This window comes from Truepera sp., assembly GCA_032027045.1.
In the GTDB taxonomy this organism is placed as follows: Bacteria; Deinococcota; Deinococci; order Deinococcales; family Trueperaceae; genus JAAYYF01.
Genome location: JAVSMU010000001.1, coordinates 944,746 through 964,522, shown reverse-complemented (window position 1 = coordinate 964,522; position 19,777 = coordinate 944,746). Strand labels below are relative to the sequence as shown.

Here is a 19,777-nt window from a genome sequence, read left to right as displayed (position 1 = left end):
CGATGCGCAAGCGTTCGTCCCCGGCCGCCCCGTACCTGTTCAGCACCCTCACACTACTGGCAGCGTTCATGATCACGGCCTGCCGGCCGCCGGAGGCCAAGCCCAGCAGCAGCTCGAGCCTGGCCGTCGCGGTGCGCCTGGACGGCGCGCCCACGGTGGGTGCGGTGCCCGTGGTGGTGGAGCTTACCGGTCCCGCCGGCCCGGTGACGGGCGCCACGGTCAAGGTCACGGGCGACATGACGCACGCCGGCATGCAACCGGTGCTCATCACCGCGGCCGAAGTAGGCGAGGGCACCTACCGGGCGGGTGACTTCGAGTTCAGCATGGCTGGTGATTGGATCATCACGGTCGACGTCACCACCGCTTCCGGCGCGAGGGCGCGTGGGGAGCTCTTCACGACCGTAGCCTCGCGGTGACCACGCGGGCGGGTCACGGCACGTCCCCGGCCCGCGCCGGCGGGCCGTTCGTGGACCAGCCACGTGGCCTCGACCTGTTCCGCCTGCCGGGCCTCAGGCGGTTGGCACGCTGGAAGTACGGCCGGCTGGTCTTCCAGCTGCCCCTCCTCGTGTTGGTGCTCTTCGTGATCGTCGACGGGCTGACCGGGCGGCAACTGGCGCCTCGCAACGTGGCCACGACGGCCACCTGGCTGCATTACCGGGGGCTCGTCGTGCTGGCGCTCGCCCTGTTCGGGAACGCGTTCTGCGCCGCCTGCCCGCTGATGCTCACGCGGGGGGCGTCGCGCGGCCTCAAGCGCCTGCTGGGCCACTCCCTTACCTTCCCGCGCTTCTTGCGCAACAAGTGGTTGGTGCTGGGGATCACCCTGGTCTACTTCATCACCTACGAGGCCTTCGACCTTTGGGCCTCCCCGTGGCTGACGGCGTGGCTCGTGATTGGTTACTTCGGTGCCGCACTGGTCGTCGACACACTGTTCCCAGCCGGCACCTTCTGCCGTTACGTGTGCCCGCTGGGGAACTTCAACTTCGCCTTGAGCACCGTGTCGCCCACGCAAGTGGTGGCCGTCGACCCCGACGTCTGCCGCGCCTGTGCACATAAACCGTGCCTGCACGGCCGCGAGACCTACGAGACGGCGCCCGCTGGGGCCGGCAGGGCGGCCTTCATCCCCCTCGCCGAGATAACCGCGCCCAACGGCACCGGCTTCTTCCCCGGCTGTGAAAGCGACCTCCTGGTACCGACCATCACCTCCAACCTCGACTGCACCTACTGCTTCAACTGCGTCAGGGCCTGCCCGTACGACAACGTGGCCCTGAGCGTCCGGGCCCCCGGCCGCGAACTGTCGAAAGAGCCGTGGGCAAAGCGCTTCGGCCTCCCGGCAACCGCGCTCGGCGTCTTGCTCACTATCTGGGGCGTGGTCAACGCCCTGGCGATGATCACGCCCTTCTACGCGTTCGCCGCGCGTCTCGCAGACCTACTGGGCACGCGCAACGAGTTCTTGCTCCTGAGCGCCGTGTACCTGCTGGCCACGTTGCTGGGTACCGGGTTGACCCTGGGCGCGGCGGTGCTCGCCGATAGGCTCGGCGGCAAGCGAACGAGCGCCGTCACGGCGGTGAAACGCTGGGGTTACGTGACCCTGGCCCTCGGCTTCGGCTTCTGGGGCGCTCACTACGTCTTCCACTTCCTGACGGGCGCGCTCAGTGCGGTGCCAGTGTTCCAGCACTTCTTCGAGTATCGCGGCTTCGCCCTGGATCCCAACTGGCGGCTCGCGCAGATGGTGCCCACGCGCTGGCTCTTCCCCATCCAGGCCGGGATCGGCGCGCTCTACATGTCCCTGGGGCTCGTGACGGCCGTGCGCATCGCGCGCCGCGATTTCGGCGCCCGCAACTGGGTGCTGGCCATGTGGCCCATGGCCCTGTACGTTCTAGCGTTCACGGCGCTCCAACTCCTCATCCTGGCGCAGCCGATGGAGATGCGCGGCACGGTGCTCGGACCCTTACCGTGAAGAAGAGGGTGCGCCGCGCCGCGGGCTTGACGCTCATCGCGCTGGTCGCCGTCTGGGCGGTGCTGGCCGCCGGGCCGCGCGAAGGCGACAGCGCGGGCGCCGTCGGGGCCCGAGGAACCCCCGAGGCCACTGACCCCGGACCCTTAGGGTCAGCGGCCCCAGCGTCCGCCGCGACCGCCCACGCGCCCGCACCCAAGCCGCCGCCCGAGGAGGACCCACCGATGAGCCCTGCAGCGCAGCCACCGGCGCTCCCGAGTTGCGCGGTTGCCGACGAGCCTGCGCCTCGCGCCGCCTTGGACGAGTGGCGTTACACGGTGCTCGACACCCGTTTCATGCTTCCCGCCGACTACGCACCCCCCGACCTGGTGGACCTGGCCACGGCGCTGGACGGCGTTGCGCCCTACGTCGCGCCCAAGGGCGCTAGGCTGCGGGCCGTCCTGGTAACTGACCTCGTCCTGCTCGTCAGGGCGGCCGAGGCCGCCGGGGCGCCGCTCGAGATCCAGTCCGCCTATCGTTCCTACGAGTATCAGCGCACGGTCTTCGACGGTTGGGTCGCCAGGGACGGCTACGACGCCGCCCTCAGGTCGAGCGCCCGCGCCGGGCACTCCGAGCACCAGCTCGGCACGGTATTCGACGTCAAGTCCCGCGGTGGTCCACCGCCCTGGGACTTGGACGACTGGGCGAGTACCCCGGAGGGCGCCTGGATGGCCGCCAACGCCTGGCACTTCGGCTTCGTGATGAGCTACCCGCCGGGCAAGGAGAACGTGACGTGTTACGTGTACGAGCCGTGGCACTACCGCTACCTCGGGCGCGAGCTCGCCGCCGCCGTCCACGCGTCGGGGCTCGCGCCGCGCGAGTACCTGTGGAACCTACTGGTGGCGGCAGATGACGACTGAGCGGCCACGCCGGCCGGGCCACGCTGCGCGGCCCGTTGGCAAGGCATTGGCGTTGGGCCTCCTGATCATCTGGCCGGCGCTGCTCCAGGCCGCCGGCGCCCACGCCACGCTCGTGATCGGTAACCTGCAGTTCTCGCCCGATCCCCCGTTGCCCGGCGCACAGCTCGAGATCCGCCTGCGCCTCGAGGACACCCTCCTCACACCGGTGGAGAAGGCGCACGTGCGCATCGAGCTGCGCGACGTCGACGTCGGGGAGCCCGGAGTGCCGGCGAGCGCGGTCGGCAGCGAAGCGACCGAGTTCCTGAGCACCGAGCCCCTCGTGAGTTCGGGGCGCTTCTCGGAGGCACCTGTCAAGGGCACCTACCTGGGCCGCATAACGGCGCCGGCGGCCGGCGCGTACACGCTGAGCGTGCGCGACACCACGTTCATGGACGAGGAGGCCGTCGCGAACGTCTCACTCGTGGTGGGCGGTGCGCCCAACGGCGTAATCGACTTCGTACTGCCGCCGACCCCGATCGGGCCCAAGTCGCTCTCGACCTGGCTCGTGTGGTTGGTCGGTCTGCCGCTGCTCGTTGGTGTGATCACCACCTTACTGGTGCTGCGGAAGACGCCGGCCGAGGGCGAGCCGAGCGAGGGCGAGCCGAGCGAGCGGAAGGGCGAGGAGACCGGCGGGTGACGCTCTTCGAGCAGACGTGGGGCACCCTCCTGAACATCGCGACGGTGCTCGTGGGTTCCGCCATCGGCCTCGCGCTCCAGGGCAAACTGCCCCCTCGCGTGACCGAGGCCGTCATGCAGGCCATCGGGCTCGTCACCCTCTACATCGGCGTGGCGAACGCCTTCGACCTCGGGAAGGTGACCGAACCTCCCGGCGTGATCGTCGGCCTGATGGCCCTGGCCGTGGGGGCGGCCCTGGGCGAGTGGTGGCGCATAGAGCCCGCCCTGGAGCGTTTCGGTGACGTCTTGAAGCGTCGACTGCGCGGCCGTGGGCGCTTCACGGAAGGCTTCGTGGCGGCCTCGCTCCTCTTCTGCGTGGGGCCGCTGGCGCTACTGGGCAGCGTGCAGAACGGGCTGACCGGCGAGGCGGGGTTCCTGGTCCTGAAGTCGTCGCTGGACGGCTTCTCGGCACTCGCGCTCGCCACCAGCCTCGGCTTCGGCGTGGCGGCGTCCACGCTCGTGATCCTCGTCTACCAGGGCGGGCTGTCACTGGCCGCGGGCGCCTTCGCGAGCCTCGTCCCGAACCCGGCGGCCGACCCGCGCGTGCTGCTGGTGAACGGGGTGGGCGGTCTCATGATCGTCGCGCTGGGGCTCGGGCTCCTCGAGATCAAGCGCCTGAAGGTCGCCGCCATGTTGCCCGCCCTGCCGCTGGCGATACTCTTCTACTGGGTGGCGGGCCTGTTCTGGTGAGCGTGCTAGCATCTCGGGACGTGAAAGCGCGCGACGAACGGGTGGAGCACCTCCAGCGACTGGCACGCCTCGAGCTCGGGCCGGGCGAGGCCGAGGCGGTCTCCGCGGACCTCGAACTGCTCATCGGCTACCTCGAGAGGCTGCAGGCCGTGGACGTGGAGGGGGAGCCCGAGTGGACGCCTCCCTTGGCCCCCACGAGGGCGTTACGGTCCGACGTGGTCGCCCCGTCACTGGACACCTCGGTGGCGTTGGGCCTGGCGCCGAACGTACAGGACGGCTTCTTCAGGGTGCCGCGCACCGTCGACGACGACTGAGCGCTGAACACCAAGCGCTGGATCACCACGACCGCGGGCGATGGCAAGACCGCTGAGGGTCGAAGATGGCGACTTGGCGCTACGGCAAGAGGTCGGTTCCCAGGTAGGGCCTGAGCGGCTCGGGCACGCGTACGCTGCCGTCTTCCTCCTGGTACGTCTCGACCAGCGCCGCTATGGTGCGGGGGAACGCCAACGCGCTGCCGTTCAGCGTGTGCACCGCCTCGGTCTTGCCCTTGCCCGCGGCGCCGCCCGGCCGCGCGCGCGTCTTGAGCCGCGTCGCCTGGAACGCCTCCATGTTGCTCACGCTCGAGACCTCCAGCCAGCGCTCCTGACCGGGGCTCCAGAGCTCGAGGTCGTACGTCTTGGCCTGGGTGAACCCCATGTCTCCCGTGCAGAGCAGCAGGCGCCGGTACGGCAGGCCGAGCCCCTCGATCAGGCCCTCCGCCTGGCGCGTCATCTCCTCCAAAGCGTCGTAGGAAGCCGAGGGCGCCACGAACTGCACCATCTCCACCTTGTCGAACTGGTGGATCCGGTTCAGCCCGCGGACGTCCTTGCCGTGGCTGCCGGCCTCGCGGCGGAAGCACGGCGTGAACGCCGTGTACTTGATGGGCAGCGACTCGAGCGCCAGGATGTCGTCGCGGTGCAGGTTCGTGACCGGCACCTCCGAGGTGGGGATGAGGAAGAAGCCGTCGGTGACCTCGTACATCTGCCCTTCCTTGTCGGGGAGCTGGCCGGTGCCCATCGCCGACGCGGCGTTCACCATCAGCGGCGGCGCGACCTCGACGTAACCGGCAGCGACCAGGGTGTCGAGGAAGTAGCTGCGCAGCGCCCTCACGAGCCGCGAACCGACGCCCTTGAAGACCGGGAAGCCGGCACCTGTGACCTTCACGCCGGCCTCGAAGTCGACCCAGCCGCGAGCGCTCAGCAGCTCCCAGTGCGGCTTGGGCGCGAAGTCGAACTCGCGCTTCGCTCCCCACTCCTTGACGACGACGCTGTCGTGCTCGCTCTCACCGTAGGGAACGCTCTCATGCGGCGGGTTCGGGATCTCGCGCAGGAGCTCGTCGAGTTGGGCCTGAAGCGAGCGTTCGCGGTCCTCCAACCGCTTCACGTCGGCCGACAGGGCGGCCATGGCGGCCATCGACTCGTCGGCATCGGCTCCCTCGCGCTTCAGCCGGCCCACGAGCCGGGCGCCCGCGTTCCGTTCCGCCTGCAGCTCCTCGAGCTCGCGCTTCATGACCCTGAACTCCTCATCCAGCACGAGGAGCCGGTCGAGCTTCTCCAGTGCGTCGGGCATCCGTTTGGCTTCTATGGCGCGCCGCACGGCCGCCGCATTCTCTCGTATGAACCGCAGCTCGAGCATGCCGGCCATTCTAACGAGGCTCGGGTGCCGACCGAGCAGATGACCAGTTCCTCGCACCGCGCCCGACCGGCGTGCGGTTATGCTCGACGAACGTTCCGGGCGAACCGTGGTCCAAGCCCGCCCGACGATAGGTGAGAAGTGTTCAAACGCTTGTTCGCGACCGATGCCCGCGCCCCCGCGCCCGACGCCCTCAGCGTGAGCGAGGGGCTGACCCGCGCCCGCGGCGCCAAAGCCCAGGCGGAGGAAGTCTTGAAGGCGCTCAAGAACGCCCTCGCCGGCGACGTTCGCGGCTACGTCGTGGCCGGCGACGACACGGCGGGCTACCACTTCGAGGCGCAGGTGGGCTACGACGACGCTCTGCTCGACCTTCCCGCCGGCAACGGCCCGTGGCGCAGCGTAGGGCCACGAGTGGTCCCGAACCTGGTGGCGGAGCTCTTCACCAGCAACGACCCCGAGGCGCGTGCCAACTACGGCGACCTGGGGATGCGTGGGGCCACCACTGCTCTCGTCGTGCCGGTCGTCGGCCGTTACGAGCGGCATGGCGCCCTGGTCTTACAGCGCCACGGGAGCCCCGCCTTCAACGACGACGACGTCAAGCTGGCCGCCCGCTGGGCCGCGGTCCTAGGTGACGCCCACGGCCAGGCGCTCGAGTTGCGGATGGCGAAGCTCAGCCTCGTGCAGTTCACGCGGGCGTTCGTGCAGGCGTTCGAGTCGTCGGACTTCGCGCAGCTTGGGCACGGCGAGCGCGTCACGGCCTACGCCCTGGCCATGGGCAGGGCGATGGGCCTGTCGAGGGCGCGGCTGGCCGACCTCTACTTCGCCGCCATGCTCCACGACATCGGCAAGCTGGGCAACGGACTGGACCCCAGCATCGAGGATCTGGAGCACCCTCAACGCGGCGCCAACATGGTGGCCGTCTCCGAGCTGCTGGCGCCGGCGGCGGAGGGCGTCAGGCACCACCACGAGGCGTGGGACGGGACCGGCTTCCCCGACGGCCTGCGCAAGGAGGACATCCCGCTGCTGGCGAGGATAGTGGCGGTGGCCGACACGTTCGACCTGCTCAGCAGCGAGCGCGGCCAGGCCCTCCCGCTGCGCGACGTCGAGAAGGCGCTCGAGGCCCACTCCGGCAAGAGCCTCGACCCGGCCATCGTCTCGCTACTGATGAACGTACTGAGGCAGGGGCGCAACACCCAGGAACTGAGTCGGTTGAACGACGACGACTTGCCGTTCTAGGCACGTGGGCTACTCCGGTAGCTCCCGCGCCGGGTGGTAGATTAGCGCCATGTCGGTCGAGGTCATGAGCTTTCGCCTCACGTACCGCGGGAAGCCCGCCGGCACGCAAGTTCTCAAGACCGAGGAACAGGGCAGGCACGCGCAGCTCGAGGGGCGCTCGCAGTTCTCCGGGCCGCTCGGGAACGCGACGGTCGTCCAGCGCAGCCGCAGCCACGCGCAGCACTTCTTCTCGCTGAGGTACTTGGAAGAGACGCAGGAGCGCAACGACAACCGCGCCTTCGACGTCACCTTCGACGCCCAGACCGGGCTCGTCACGGCCGCTAAGGGCTCCAAGGACCAGGCCAGCATGCCTTACGTCCTGCCGTTCCGCGACCCGCTCGGCCTGCTACGCGAGCTGCGCAGCATGGACGAGCCGACCGAGCCGGCGGAGGTCCCGATGCTCGGCAAGAACGTGAGCGTGCAGTTCGCGGGTACGGTCGAGCTCGACACGGCGCTCGGCAAGAAGCGCGCCCGCGCGTACCTGTTGCATCCGGGGCAGAGCGTCGTATACGTGGACGTAGAGGCGCCTCACTACATCCTCAAGCTCACGCAACGCCTGGCCGAGGGGCATGTCGACGCCCTGCTGGTGCGCGTCGCGAGCGAGGGCCCACTGGAGCCCTTCGGCGCCGCGGGCGGGCAACGCCGCTCGCGGGGAGGCAGGGGCAAGGGCGAGCGGTCGTCCAAGCGCCGTCCCCGCAGACGCCGCCGCAGCTGAGCAGACCGGTGGTGGTGAGCGCGGCGCGGCAACTCTCCCAGGATCACGCTGCCGCGCTCGCCTGGCTGTTCTCACGCACGCGGGCCGGCGCGCCGCGCGGCGACGAGCGCGCCCGCCGTCTCCTCGGCGCCATGGGCCTGGCGGCCCCGCGCCAGACGGCCGTCGTCGTCGGCACCAACGGCAAGGGCAGCGTGACGACGATGATGGCTCGGGGCCTGAGCGCGGCCGGCAGGCGCACCGGCCGCTTCCTCTCCCCCCACGTGGAGGAGTTCGGCGAGCGCGTCGCGGTTGACGGCGTGCCGCTCGACCCGGCGGCGGTGATCCGGTTCGTGCAGGCCGCGAAGCGCTTGAGCGACGAGTGGCCGTTCGGGGAGGAGACCCGCCCGGCGTTCTTCGATTGGACCCTGGCACTGGCGTTGACGGAGTTCGAACGCACCGGCGTCGAGAGTTGCGTCCTCGAGGCCGGCGTCGGGGGCCTCGATGACGCCACCCACGCCACCCAGCCCGTAGCCCTCACCGTGCTCACGAACGTCGACCTCGATCACATGGAAGTGCTCGGCCCCACCCTCGAGCTGATCGCTCGCTCCAAGGCAGGGGCCTTCCGGGAGGGCGTGCCCGTGGTGTGCGGGGCCACGCAGCCCGGCGTCGTGGCGATCGCCGCGGAGGTCGCCGAGTCGCTCGGCGCTCCCTTCTACCTCGACCCGTTCACGCAGCCGGACCTTCCGGACGCGCCCCTCGGGTCGTCGCCGACGGGCCTCTTCGCGCTGCCGGCCGAGATCGAGCTGGCGCTGCGCGCCGGAGCGTCGCAGGGGGTGGCGAAGCGCCACGCCAACCGCCGGGCCAACGCCCGGCTGGCGGCCGCGGCTTTGCGGCTCCTGGGCGTAGACGAGGCCGCCGTGGCCGCCGGGCTGAGGGCGCCGGCCCTGCCCGGACGCCTTGAGCGCTTCCGGGTCGCGGGTCCCCATGGCCGCGACGTCATGGTGGTCCTGGACGGGGCGCACGACCCCGCGGCCGCAGCGCGCCTCGCGCTCGAGGTACAGCCCGGGTACGTTCTCCTCTTCGGTGCGCTGGCGCGCAAGCAGGGCGCGCTGGTGCTCGAGCGCCTGCTGGTGGGCGCCGCAGCCGTGCTGGTCACCGAGGCCGCCCCCGGCGAAGGGGCGGCGTGGACGCCGGCGGGCAGCACCTTCGTTGCAGACACAGCCGCGGCGCTCGATGCCGCCATCGCCACCGCCGCCGAGCAGGGAGGCACCGCCACCACCCAGGGAGGCGACGGCGCCCAGCAGGGAGGTGACGACGCCGCTACCGTGCTGGTCGCCGGGTCGCTCTACCTCGCCGGGCTGGTGAGGCCGCTGTTGAGGGCGCGCGGAACGCGCCTGGCCGACCCGTGGGAGCTGGCCCCAGGCCAGGCTCCTGCAGGCCAGGCTCCTGCAGGCTAGGCTCCTGCAGGCTAGGCTCCTGCAGGCTGGGCTCAGCGCTGTAAACCGCCCCTCGACTTGTGGATGCCGGCGACGTCGCCGAGCTCGTCCATCCCGATGCCGCCCTGCCGCTGCGTGACCATGAGCCGGAACTCGTGGGGGCTGGTGGCCGTGAAGGTGGCGTCGTCCATGGCGATGCGCCCCGCCAGGTAGAGCTCGACCAAGTGTTGATCGAAGGTCTGCATGCCACGCAGGTTGTCCTGCATGAGCGCCTCCTTGATGAGGGGGGTCTTCTCCTCGTCCTTGATGTAGTCACGGATCAGGGGCGTGTTCACGAGGACCTCGAGGGCGAGCACGCGGCCCGACCCGTCGGCGCGGGAGAGGAGCCGCTGGCTGAGGATGCCCAGCAGCGACTCGGCCAACAGGATCCTGATCTGGTCGCGCTCGTGCGGCGGGAAGAAGTCGATGATGCGGTTGACCGTGCGGATGGAGTCGAGCGTGTGCAGCGTGCTGAACACCAGGTGGCCGGTCTGTGCGGCGGAGATGGCCGCCTCGACCGTCTCCTTGTCGCGCATCTCGCCGACCATGATGACGTCGGGATCCTGGCGCATGGCGAACTTCAGCGCCCCGACGAAGTCGGCCGTGTCCAGTCCGATCTCGCGCTGGATCACGAGGCTCTTCTGGTTGCGGTGCAGGACCTCGATGGGGTCCTCGATGGTGATGATGTTCCGCGCGAAGCGCCGGTTGATGAAGTCGACCATCGCGGCCAGCGTGGTGGTCTTCCCGGAGCCCGTGGGGCCCGTTACGAGCACCAGTCCGCGCGGCTGGCTCGCCAGGTCGGTGACGACGCCGCCCGGCAGTCCCAACGACTCGAAGCTGGGGATGGCGTCGCGGATCACGCGCATGACGACCCCGACCGAGCCGCGTTGGCGCAAGACGTTGCAGCGGAACCGGGCCACGTTGGGGATCGTGAACGCGAAGTCGACCTCGTGGCGGTGGCGGAAGAGCTCGCGCTGCGACTCGCTCATCATGGCGAGGGCGATCTGCTCCGTCTGCTCCGGGGTGAGCGTGGGCACGCCCTCGAACGGGTAAAGCTCCCCCTCCACGCGCATGTAGGGCGGCGCCCCAGCCTGGAGATGGATGTCCGAGGCCCCCTTCGCCACGATGTTGCGCAGCACGTCTGCGATGCGGATGCCACGACTACCGGCAGCGTCGGTCACCGGGACCCACCTCCTGTCACTGGTCTCATGACCCTAGTCTAGGTTTTCCGCGCGCAAGGCCGGTGTGATGAACTGCTCGGCGAGACGTCGGCGTCACAGGATCTTCGAGAGGAACGCGCGCGTCCGGTCCTCCCGCGGCTTCTCGAAGAAGTGGTCGGGCGGGCCTACCTCGACGATCTGGCCGGCGTCCATGAAGATGACGCGGTCGCCCACCTCGCGCGCGAAGCCCATCTCGTGCGTGACGACGACCATCGTCATCCCCTCCTTCGCGAGGTTGACCATGACCTGGAGCACCTCGCCGATGACCTCGGGGTCGAGTGCGCTGGTCGGCTCGTCGAAGAGCATGACCTTGGGCTCCATGGTGAGCGAGCGCGCGATCGCCACGCGCTGCTGCTGGCCGCCTGAGAGCTGGCCCGGGAACTTGTTCGCCTGCTCCGGGATGCCCACCTTGTCGAGGAAGTAACGCGCCCTCTCCTCGGCCTTGGACTTCTTCCACTTCCGCACGCGGATGGGAGCCAGCGTGATGTTGTCGATCACCGTGAGGTGCGGGAACAGGTTGAAGGACTGGAAGACCATGCCGGTCTCGCGCCGGATCTGGTCTATGGCGCGCACGTCGTCGGTCAGCTCCACCCCGTCGACGACGATCTTGCCCTGCTGATGCTCCTCGAGCCGGTTGATGCAGCGTATGAGCGTCGACTTGCCCGAGCCCGAAGGCCCGATGATGACGACCACCTCGCCGCGGTTGACGGACATGGAGATGTCCTTGAGCGCGTGGAACTCGCCGTACCACTTGTTGAGACCCTCGATGTCGATGATCTGCTCACCGGAAGTCGGCGCATCGGCGCGCACCGTCGTTGACGCATTGGACACGTCGGTCACGTGTTACCTCCCTCGTTGGATGCTGTTGTAGCGCTCATCGCTCCCCGACGCCGAGCCTGCGCTCGAGTTGCCGACTGGCTATCGACATGCGGTAGGCGAAGAAGAAGTAGATGGCCGCGATGAACAAGAACACTTCGAGTTTGACGCCCCCCGTAACGAGGAGTGCCTCCGGCTGAACCGAAACGATGTCGCCCACCTTGAAGAAGTCGATGAGGCCGACGATGAAGACGAGCGAGGTGTCCTTGAAGAGCCCGATGGCCTGGCCGACGATGGCCGGTATCACCGCGCGCAGGGCCTGGGGCAAGACGATGAGCAGCATCGTCTGCCAACCAGACAGGCCGAGCGCTCTCGCTGCCTCGCTCTGGCCGCGCGGCACCGCCTGGAGGCCGCCGCGAACGTTCTCCGCCATGTAGGCGGCCGAGAACAGCGTGATGGCCACGTAGGCGCGCATGATGGCCGGTAGCGCCTGCGCGTCGACGTTCAGGATCAGGGGAAGCAGCAGTGACGCGATGAAGAGCCACATGATCAGCGGCGCGCCACGGACGACCTCGATGAAGCCGATGCAGATGTACTTGATGGCCGGCAGCTTGCTGTTGCGCCCCAGGGCCAGCGCGATGCCTAGGGGGAAGCTTGGCACGATGCCGGTGAAGAGGATGAGCGTGAGCAGGAAACCGCCCCAGTCGCGCACGGGCACCTTGGTCAGCGGACCGGCGCCGGACACGCCGGCGAGCACCAGGTAGCCCAACACGAGCCAGGCGCCCCAGGCCCATGGAAGCTGTTTGGTCGTGCTCCGCGGCCAGCGCGCGCCGAGCAGGTAGCCGATGCCGCCCAGGACCACCGTCATGGGCCACAAGTAGCGCACGGAAGGCCAGAAGATGATGGCCACGATGGAGACCAGCGCGAGGAAGCCCTGCAGGGCCACGAAGGCGCTGCCGACGATCGACTTGCGCCCCCCGGCACCCGCCATGACGCCCATCAGGCCCATCATGACCCCGACGGCTAGTAGCGGTCGCCAGAGGAACTCCATGGGGTAGCGGTACACGCCGAAGAGCTTCATGTTGCGCCAGACCTGACCCCAGGACGCCTCTACGAAGATGAACATGACCAGGTTGTAGGCGGCCCAGGCGACGATGGCGGCCGACAAGATGGTGAGCACCGAGTTGAAGGGACCGTCGAAGAGGTTGTGGCGCAACCAGTAACTGAAGCCCCGCGTCTTTACGGGTGGCTGGCGGGGAGGGATCATGCCGGTCATATCAGCGCTCCACGATGGCCAACCGCGCGTTGACCTGGTTGAGGACCACGGAGAAGGCGAGGCTGATGCTCAGGTAGGCGCCGACGAGCAGCAGGGCGATGGGGATGGCGGCGCCGGTCTGGTTGCTGATGACGCTGGCGATGACGAAGAGTTCCGCGTAACCGGCCAGGGCGGCTAGCGACGAGTTCTTGGTGAGGTTCAGGTACTGGCTGATCATGGGTGGCAGCACGATGCGCATGGCCTGCGGGAAGATGATGAGCGTGAACGTCTGATACCCGGAGAGGCCGATGGCGCGCGCGGCCTCCCGCTGGCCCTTGGGCACGGCGAGGATGCCGCCGCGCACGATCTCGGCGATGAAGGCCGAAGTGTAGATCACGAGCGCGAGGAGCAGCGCCAGGTAGTTGACCGTGAAGCGCATGCCGCCCTCGTAGTTGGTCACCGGCACGTACACCCGGCTCCAGACGAGCGCGCCCACGGGCAGGATCTCAGTTTCCGCGGTGAGGTTGGCCTTCTCCACCTCGGCCGCCTGCGGCCCGAAGGCCGAGAAGCGCGTGCCAGGTCGCGGCAGGCCGCTCTGGCCCGTGTCGGCTTGCTGCGCCACCGCGGCCGCCTTGAAGAGGGGCGTCCGCACCTGACCGTCGCGGTCCGAGACGAGCGTGCGGTGGAAGTCGGTGAGCGTCATCACCACCGACACGCCGCCGTAACCGCGGCCCGTCTCGGGATCGATGTCCTCACCCGGGTCGAGCTTGTCGTTGCCGTTGCGGTCGGCGTAGACGGCGCCGATGGAGGGGTAGTCGGTGAACGCCAGCTTCAGGCCCTTCTCCTCCGCCGCCGCTGGGTCGGCGAACGCCACGTCGAACGACGACGCCTCGTCCTTGCCTATCAGCGGGAAGCGGACGGTGCCGGGAACGACCTTGCGGCTCTCGACCAGGTTCTGGCTGGTGGTGGTCAGCGTTGCTTCCGGCAGCGTGATGGTCACGGGAACGAAGGCGGCCGCCCGGCTCTTGCCGTCTTCGACGAAGGCCGTCGTGCCGCGTCCGCGGTCGGCCTCGAAGGTGAACTCGAGGTTGTCGGGCACGCTCGGATTCACGTAGCTCAGCCCTAGGCCGACCCCGGCCACGAGCAGGAACGTCACGACCGGGTAGGGCCAGACGCGGCCCACGACGTCGAGGCGCCTGAGCCGGTTGCGGCGCCAGAGTGCGGCCAAGACCGCCAGTAAGACGCCGGCGATGAGGTATGGGATCCACGTGGAGAAGCGATACGTCGGGTAGAGCGCGGGGAACGCCAGCCCGATGTTCGACAGCAAGATACCGCCCGGCAGCGACGTGGGGTCGCTGATGCGCGGCGGGAAAGGCAGCAAGATAGCCGAGTACCAGAAGACGATCTGGACGGCGAGGGGGATGTTGCGCAGAACCTCGATATAGACGCTGGCGATGTTGCGGGTGAGCCAGTTGGTGGAAAGCCGCATGACGCCGAACAGCACGCCCAGGAAAGTAGCTACGACCACGCCGACGACGGCGACCTTCAGCGTGTTGAGGAAGCCGATGAGCAGTGCCCTGCCGTAGGTGTCGGTGACCTCGTACGGGATGGGCCGCTCGGCGATGGGGATGCCCGCGGGCTTCGTGAGGAACGAGAAGTCCGCCGGCAGATTCGCCGCGGCGAGGGCCGTGACGACGTTGTTCACCAGCACACCGATGCCGGCCACGATGGCGAGGACGAAGATTATCTGCGCCAGCAGGCCTATGACCTTGACGTTGCGCCAGAACGGCACGCTCGTCTCTTTGGAGCGGCGCGGCAGTTGTGCGTCTACCATCGGTTCGCTTCCCTGGTGCTAGGTTTCGGTTCGGTCATGATTCGTTGGTGCTCGATCAACGCTGGTGCTCGGTCAACGATGCCGGTGACAATCAAAGGACCGCGGGGCCCGCGCGAGCGTTTCAAGCTGCGCGCGCGGGCGCCGCGGTTACCTAGCCGGCCTTAGTTGAAGGGGTAGCCGTAGATGAGGCCGCCCTCGTAGTACTGAGCGTTGAGGCCACGGTCGAGCCCGAACACCGAGCCGGCGCCCAGGTTGCGCTCGAACATCTCGCCGTAGTTACCCACGGCCTTGATGGCCTGGTAGAAGGCGTCGGCGCTCAGGCCGAAGGCCTGCACGTAGCTCTCGGAGCCGGGGGCGCCCAGGAGGCGCAGGATCTGCGGGTCCTTGGCGCTGATCAGCATCTCGTCGACGTTGGCCTGCGTGACGCCGTACTCCTCGGCGTTGAAGAGGGCGAAGACGGTCCAGGTGACGACGTCGAACCACTGGTCATCGCCGTGGAGGACGGCCGGCCCGAGGGGCTCCTTCGAGATGACGATCGGGAGGATCTTGTGATCGTCCGGCTGGCGGAGGCTCAGCTGGTAGGAGACGAGGCCCGAGGTGTCGGTGGTCCAACCGTCGCACTGGCCGTCGTCGTAGGCCTTGATGAGCACCGGGGCGGTCTCGAAGATGACCGGCGTGAACTGCACGCCGAGGCCGGCGAGGGTGGTGCCCAAGTTGGTCTCGGTCGTGGTGCCGGACTGCACGCAGATGGAGCGGCCCTCGAAGTCTTGGAGGTTGTTGATGCCGGAGTCCTTGCGCACCATGAAACCCTGGCCGTCGTAGTAGGTGGTGGGGGCGAAGTTGGCGCCCCAGTCGGTGTCGCGGCTGCTCGTGCGGGTGGTGTTGCGGATCAGCACGTCGATCTCGCCCGACTGGAGGGCCGTGGGGCGCTCGCCTGCGGTGAGGGGACGGTAGACGACCTTGGAGGCGTCGCCGAAGACGGCCGCGGCGATGGCCTTGCAGAAGTCGATGTCGAAGCCCTGGTAGTTACCTTGGGCATCGGGAACGCCGAAGCCCGCGAGCGAGGAGTTGACGCCGCAGCGGAGCTCGCCACGGTCCTTGATGGCCTGGAGTCGGCCCTCAGCGAATACGGCACTGGCACCAACCAATAGGGCTAGCGCGACGAGGATACGGATGGTTCTAACCATGAATCCACCTTCCTGGGGTCAAGCGAGAACTAGATTTTCGACTCCCCTACCAAGGGAGTTTGGAGGGGTCCAACGAACTTTATCCGGAACCCCATGGTCCTGTCAAAGAACGTGGCGAGGCGCCACCGTCGCCAGGCGGGTCGGTACGTCCAGATCGGCAGCCAAAAAACCGGGAGCGCCCAGCGAAGGGCGCTCCTCGTACCTGAACCGATCACGACGGCCGACTCAATCGGCACTACACCGGCGCGAGAGTTCAGGCCCTCGCCTCGTTGCGCGCTTCGAGCTTCGCCTTGATGCGCTTGAGGGTCGTGACTTCCTCCAGCGCGCGCTGCTCGAGCACGGACTGGATGTGGCGGATCTCGTAGTTGATCCCGGGGATGACCAGCTGTTCGAGCGCGTTCACGCGCCGGTTGGTCTTCTTGATCTCTTCGCCGATCTTGCGCAGCCGCGTCTCCGTGGCCGCCACCGTGGCGAGGGCCTCCACCAGCTTGCGGAACTGGCGTGCGGCCTCGAGGGTGGAGGCGCCGGCCCCCACGGGGGAGAACGGCAGCGCGTCGTCGAAGGTCGGGGGCTGCACGAGCGGGACCTTCACGCCGAAGATGTTCTCCATCTTGAGCTCGATCTCGAGGTGCTTCTCCTGGGCAAGCGCCAGGCTGCCGACCGCCTCCGGGCCGTCCCAGGCGTTCGCGAGGAAGAGGGCGAAGTACGCCTCGCGGCTCGCCCGGGTAAGCTCGCGACGGGCCTCGAGCGACGACTTGACGAGCGCGAAGAACTCGCCGACCAGCGCGTCTCGCTTGCGCTTGAGCAGGTCTGCCCCGCGGATGGCGAGCTTGACCTGGTCGCGCCTCTGCAGGAGGTTCGATCTGGTCGGGGCGATGTTCTCAGCCATGGCCTACCTCCTCCGTCTCAGATCCTGTCCTGGCGCAGCGTGCCCCACAGCTCGTCCATCTTGGCCCCGTAGTACTTGTCGATCTGGTCGTTGGCGAGGCGCGTCAGTTCGCTCTTCGGGAGCCGCGACAGGATGGCCCAGGCGATGGCGAGCGAATCCTCGATGGAGCGGTTCTCCCCGCCCTGGTTGATGAAGCGGCGCTCGAACTCGTCGGCGAACGCGAGGTAGAGCTTGTCGTTCTCCGAGAGCGCGTCCTCCCCCGTGATGGCCACGAGGCGCCTGAGGTCGAGGCCGTTGGCGTAGGCGGCCTGGAGCTGGTCGGCCACGTTCTTGTGGTCCTTGCGCGTCTTGCCCTCGCCGATGCCGTTGTTCATCAGTCGGCTGAGGGAAGGCCCCGGGTTGATGGGCGGGTAGACGCCCTTGTTGTGAAGCGGCCGCGCCAGGTAGATCTGGCCCTCGGTGATGTAGCCCGTGAGGTCTGGGATGGGGTGGGTGACGTCGTCGTCGGGCATGGTGAGGATGGGCAGCTGGGTGATGGAGCCCTTGAGCCCCTCGACCACGCCGGCGCGTTCGTAGATGGACGCCAGGTCCGTGTACATGTAGCCGGGGTAACCGCGGCGTCCGGGGATCTCCTCGCGCGCCCCGCCGATCTCGCGGAGGGCCTCGCAGTAGTTGGTCATGTCGGTGAGGATGACCAGCACGTGGTAGCCGTGCTCGAACGCCAGGTACTCGGCGGCGGTGAGGGCCATCTTCGGGGTGAGGAGCCGCTCCACCGCCGGGTCGTCCGCCTTGTTCAGGAATAGGACCGAGCGCGCCAGCGCGCCCGTGCGCTCGAACTCCTGGGTGAAGAACGTCAGCTCGCGCTGCGTGACGCCCATGGCCGCGAACACCACGGCGAACTCGGTGTCCTCGCCGATGACGGTGGCCTGCCGCGCGATCTGCGCCGCCAGTTCGTTGGCGGGGAGGCCGGAGCCCGAGAAGATGGGCAGCTTCTGGCCACGCACGAGGCTGATGAGGGTGTCGATGGTGGAGATGCCCGTCTGGATGAACTCCTCGGGCTTGCTGCGCGCGACGGGGTTGATGGGGGCCCCGCCGATGGGAAGGCGTTCGTCGGCGATCACGGGCGGCAGGCCGTCGATGGGGTTGCCGGCGCCGTTGAAGCGCCGACCGATCATCTCGCGGGCCACGCCGAGGCGCGCGACGTTCTCGACCAGGCTGACCGTGGTGCTCGACAGGTCGATGCCGGAGGTCTCCTCGAAGACCTGCAGCACCGTGTACTCCTTGGAGACCTCGATGACCTGGCCGCCGCGCAGGCGGCCCGTTCCGTCCTCGATCTGGACGATGGCGTTGTACGAGAGGTCGGGGGCGTTCTGCAGGAACAGTAGAGGCCCCGAGACGTAGCTGACCTCGCTGTAGACCTTCTTGAGTAAGTTGCTGCTCATCTCTCTCCTAGCCTCACGCGGGGACCGCGAAGCCCTTGTCGAGCTCGGTCAAGACGGCGCTGCGGTAGTCGGGGAACTCGTCCTCGGCCACGTAGCGAGACCGCTGGATCTTCTCGATCACGGGGTTCTTCAGGATGTCGTCGACGGTGGCACCGGCCTCCAGGGCGGCCTTGGCCTGGTCGTAGAGGCGCAGCATCATCGTGAGCATGCCGTAGGCCTTGGTCATCGAGCACGCGGCGTCGACGGGGTCGAAGCCGTTCTGCTGCAAGAAGTCCTGACGCAGGATGCGGCCGGCTTCGATGACGAGGCGCTCCTGGTCCTGAAGCGCGTCCGGGCCGACCAGCTGCACGACCTCCTGAAGGTCGCTCTCCTGCTGCAGCAGGGTCACGGCGCGGTCGCGCTGCTCCGGGTAGTCCTCGGCGACGTTGGCGCGGTACCACTCCTCGATGATGGGCGTGAAGAGGGAGTAGGAGCGGTTCCAGTTGATGGCCGGGAAGTGCCGGCGGCGCGCCAGCGACGCATCGAGCGCCCAGAAGCAGCCCGTGATGCGCAGGGTTGCCTGCGTGACCGGTTCCGAGAAGTCGCCGCCCGCCGGGCTGACGGCGCCGATGATGGAGACGGCCGCTTCGTCGCCCGCGAGGGTCGTGACGCGGCCGCCGCGTTCGTAGAAGGCAGCCAGGCGCGACGAGAGGTACGGCGGGTAACCTTCCTCGGCGGGCATCTCCTCGAGGCGCGAGGAGATCTCGCGCAGCGCCTCGGCCCAGCGGCTGGTGGAATCGGCCATGATCGACACGGAGTAGCCCTGGTCGCGGAAGTACTCGCCGAGGGTGATCCCCGTGTAGATGGACGCTTCGCGCGCCGCCACCGGCATGTTGGAGGTGTTGGCGATGAGCACCGTGCGCTGCATGAGCGGGTCGCCGCTCTTGGGGTCGACGAGCTCGGGGAACTCGACGAGCACGTCAGTCATCTCGTTACCGCGCTCGCCGCAGCCCACGTAGACCACGATGTCGGCGTTGCCGTACTTGGCGATCGACTGCTGCGTGACCGTCTTGCCAGAGCCGAACGGCCCGGGGATGGCGGCGGTGCCGCCCATGGTGAGCGGGAAGAGCACGTCGAGGATGCGCATGCCGGTGAGGAAGGGCGTGACCGGGTCGAGTTTCTTGGCCACCGGACGCGGTTGGCGCACGGGCCAGGCGTGATACATCTTCAGCTCGGTGCCGTCCTCCAGCGTCACGACGGCGGTGTCGACCGTGTAGTCTCCGGCCGCGACGACGCTCTTGACCACGCCGGAGGTGGTCGGTGGCACGAGGATCTTGTGCGTGAACTGGAACTCGGGCACGGTGCCGAGCACGTGACCGGGTTCGACCTTGTCGCCGACCTTGACGCCGGGCGTGAAGCTCCACTTGGCATCGCGCGAGAGCGAGTTGACGATGATGCCGCGCGTGATGTAGGTGCCAGAGGCCTCGCGGATCTTGTCGAGCGGGCGCTGGATGCCGTCGAAGATGCCGTTGAGCATCCCGGGCCCCAGTTCCACTGCTAGGGGTAGGCCGGTCGAGGTCACGTGCTCGCCGACGGTGAGGCCGGCGGTGTCCTCGTACACCTGGACGAACGCCGTGTCGTGATCCAGTCGGATTATCTCGCCGATCAGGTTCTCGTTGCCCACGCGCACGATGTCGTACATGCGCGCGCCCATCATGCCTTCGGCGATGACGGCGGGGCCCGAGATGCGTTGAATCTTGCCTTCGATGGCCATTTATCGTTT

General features: G+C 68.4%; 18 protein-coding genes. 9 read left to right on the top strand and 9 right to left on the bottom strand.

Annotated elements, in window-relative coordinates; all coding sequences use genetic code 11:
• The first annotated feature begins 2 nt into the window (after positions 1-2).
• The 6 genes from ROY82_04300 to gatC are packed head-to-tail and all read left to right on the top strand — an operon-like array spanning position 3 to position 4,571.
• Complete coding sequence (locus ROY82_04300; GenBank protein ID MDT3681689.1) at positions 3-416, top strand: FixH family protein; 414 nt, start codon at positions 3-5, stop codon at positions 414-416.
• A complete protein-coding gene (locus ROY82_04295) occupies positions 413-1,957 on the top strand; it encodes a hypothetical protein (GenBank protein MDT3681688.1) in 1,545 nt (514 codons plus the stop codon). The genes ROY82_04300 and ROY82_04295 overlap by 4 nt, the downstream gene beginning before the upstream one ends.
• Entirely contained in the window at positions 1,954-2,853 is a 900-nt protein-coding gene (locus ROY82_04290) for a M15 family metallopeptidase (GenBank protein ID MDT3681687.1), read from the top strand. The genes ROY82_04295 and ROY82_04290 overlap by 4 nt, the downstream gene beginning before the upstream one ends.
• Complete coding sequence (locus ROY82_04285; GenBank protein MDT3681686.1) at positions 2,843-3,529, top strand: hypothetical protein; 687 nt, start codon at positions 2,843-2,845, stop codon at positions 3,527-3,529. Before ROY82_04290 ends, ROY82_04285 begins: the two co-directional genes overlap by 11 nt.
• Positions 3,526-4,257: a DUF554 domain-containing protein gene (locus tag ROY82_04280; GenBank protein MDT3681685.1), complete on the top strand. Its 732-nt coding sequence runs from the start codon at positions 3,526-3,528 to the stop codon at positions 4,255-4,257. Before ROY82_04285 ends, ROY82_04280 begins: the two co-directional genes overlap by 4 nt.
• 20 nt (positions 4,258-4,277) lie before the next feature.
• Positions 4,278-4,571, top strand: coding sequence for an Asp-tRNA(Asn)/Glu-tRNA(Gln) amidotransferase subunit GatC (gene gatC, locus ROY82_04275; protein ID MDT3681684.1), 294 nt, complete (start codon positions 4,278-4,280; stop codon positions 4,569-4,571).
• Positions 4,572-4,650: 79 nt separating this feature from the next.
• Here the strand turns inward: gatC and serS are convergent, their stop codons facing one another.
• Entirely contained in the window at positions 4,651-5,931 is a 1,281-nt protein-coding gene (serS, locus tag ROY82_04270; GenBank protein ID MDT3681683.1) for a serine--tRNA ligase, read from the bottom strand.
• A gap of 138 nt (positions 5,932-6,069) precedes the next feature.
• Between serS and ROY82_04265 the strand changes: the two genes are divergently transcribed.
• The 3 genes from ROY82_04265 to ROY82_04255 are packed head-to-tail and all read left to right on the top strand — an operon-like array spanning position 6,070 to position 9,354.
• On the top strand, positions 6,070-7,164 hold the full coding sequence (locus ROY82_04265; protein MDT3681682.1) for an HD domain-containing protein: 1,095 nt from the start codon (positions 6,070-6,072) through the stop codon (positions 7,162-7,164).
• Positions 7,165-7,213: 49 nt separating this feature from the next.
• A complete protein-coding gene (locus tag ROY82_04260) occupies positions 7,214-7,918 on the top strand; it encodes a DUF3108 domain-containing protein (protein MDT3681681.1) in 705 nt (234 codons plus the stop codon).
• A 14-nt stretch (positions 7,919-7,932) separates the two neighbouring features.
• Positions 7,933-9,354, top strand: a complete 1,422-nt coding sequence (locus tag ROY82_04255) for a Mur ligase family protein (GenBank protein ID MDT3681680.1) — start codon at positions 7,933-7,935, stop codon at positions 9,352-9,354.
• A gap of 32 nt (positions 9,355-9,386) precedes the next feature.
• Here ROY82_04255 and ROY82_04250 read toward each other — a convergent pair whose 3' ends face one another.
• From ROY82_04250 to ROY82_04215, 8 genes are all read right to left on the bottom strand, one after another.
• A complete protein-coding gene (locus ROY82_04250; GenBank protein ID MDT3681679.1) occupies positions 9,387-10,553 on the bottom strand; it encodes a PilT/PilU family type 4a pilus ATPase in 1,167 nt (388 codons plus the stop codon).
• 93 nt (positions 10,554-10,646) lie between these two features.
• The gene (locus ROY82_04245) at positions 10,647-11,432 is read right to left on the bottom strand and encodes an amino acid ABC transporter ATP-binding protein (GenBank protein ID MDT3681678.1); all 786 of its coding nucleotides are present in this window, start codon (positions 11,430-11,432) and stop codon (positions 10,647-10,649) included.
• 34 nt (positions 11,433-11,466) lie between these two features.
• Positions 11,467-12,684, bottom strand: a complete 1,218-nt coding sequence (locus ROY82_04240) for an amino acid ABC transporter permease (protein MDT3681677.1) — start codon at positions 12,682-12,684, stop codon at positions 11,467-11,469.
• 1 nt (position 12,685) lies between these two features.
• Positions 12,686-14,497 carry an ABC transporter permease subunit gene (locus ROY82_04235; protein MDT3681676.1) on the bottom strand — a complete coding sequence of 604 codons (1,812 nt, stop codon included), beginning with the start codon at positions 14,495-14,497 and terminating at the stop codon, positions 12,686-12,688.
• A gap of 161 nt (positions 14,498-14,658) precedes the next feature.
• Positions 14,659-15,684 (bottom strand): amino acid ABC transporter substrate-binding protein, encoded by a 1,026-nt coding sequence (locus tag ROY82_04230; protein MDT3681675.1) that lies wholly within the window; start codon positions 15,682-15,684, stop codon positions 14,659-14,661.
• A gap of 253 nt (positions 15,685-15,937) precedes the next feature.
• On the bottom strand, positions 15,938-16,573 hold the full coding sequence (locus ROY82_04225) for a V-type ATP synthase subunit D (GenBank protein MDT3681674.1): 636 nt from the start codon (positions 16,571-16,573) through the stop codon (positions 15,938-15,940).
• A 17-nt stretch (positions 16,574-16,590) separates the two neighbouring features.
• Positions 16,591-18,015: a V-type ATP synthase subunit B gene (locus ROY82_04220; protein MDT3681673.1), complete on the bottom strand. Its 1,425-nt coding sequence runs from the start codon at positions 18,013-18,015 to the stop codon at positions 16,591-16,593.
• A gap of 13 nt (positions 18,016-18,028) precedes the next feature.
• Positions 18,029-19,768 (bottom strand): V-type ATP synthase subunit A, encoded by a 1,740-nt coding sequence (locus ROY82_04215; GenBank protein ID MDT3681672.1) that lies wholly within the window; start codon positions 19,766-19,768, stop codon positions 18,029-18,031.
• Positions 19,769-19,777 lie beyond the last annotated feature (9 nt).

Bases quoted from the DNA above. Each gene is read 5' to 3' on its own strand.
- ROY82_04260 (MDT3681681.1), top strand. From the start codon at position 7,214: ATGTCGGTCGAGGTCATGAGCTTTCGCCTCACGTACCGCGGGAAGCCC.
- ROY82_04215 (MDT3681672.1), bottom strand. From the start codon at position 19,768: ATGGCCATCGAAGGCAAGATTCAACGCATCTCGGGCCCCGCCGTCATC.
- ROY82_04225 (MDT3681674.1), bottom strand. From the start codon at position 16,573: ATGGCTGAGAACATCGCCCCGACCAGATCGAACCTCCTGCAGAGGCGC.
- ROY82_04285 (MDT3681686.1), top strand. From the start codon at position 2,843: ATGACGACTGAGCGGCCACGCCGGCCGGGCCACGCTGCGCGGCCCGTT.
- serS (MDT3681683.1), bottom strand. From the start codon at position 5,931: ATGCTCGAGCTGCGGTTCATACGAGAGAATGCGGCGGCCGTGCGGCGC.
- ROY82_04235 (MDT3681676.1), bottom strand. From the start codon at position 14,497: ATGGTAGACGCACAACTGCCGCGCCGCTCCAAAGAGACGAGCGTGCCG.
- ROY82_04240 (MDT3681677.1), bottom strand. From the start codon at position 12,684: ATGACCGGCATGATCCCTCCCCGCCAGCCACCCGTAAAGACGCGGGGC.
- ROY82_04300 (MDT3681689.1), top strand. From the start codon at position 3: ATGCGCAAGCGTTCGTCCCCGGCCGCCCCGTACCTGTTCAGCACCCTC.
- ROY82_04230 (MDT3681675.1), bottom strand. From the start codon at position 15,684: ATGGTTAGAACCATCCGTATCCTCGTCGCGCTAGCCCTATTGGTTGGT.
- ROY82_04220 (MDT3681673.1), bottom strand. From the start codon at position 18,015: ATGAGCAGCAACTTACTCAAGAAGGTCTACAGCGAGGTCAGCTACGTC.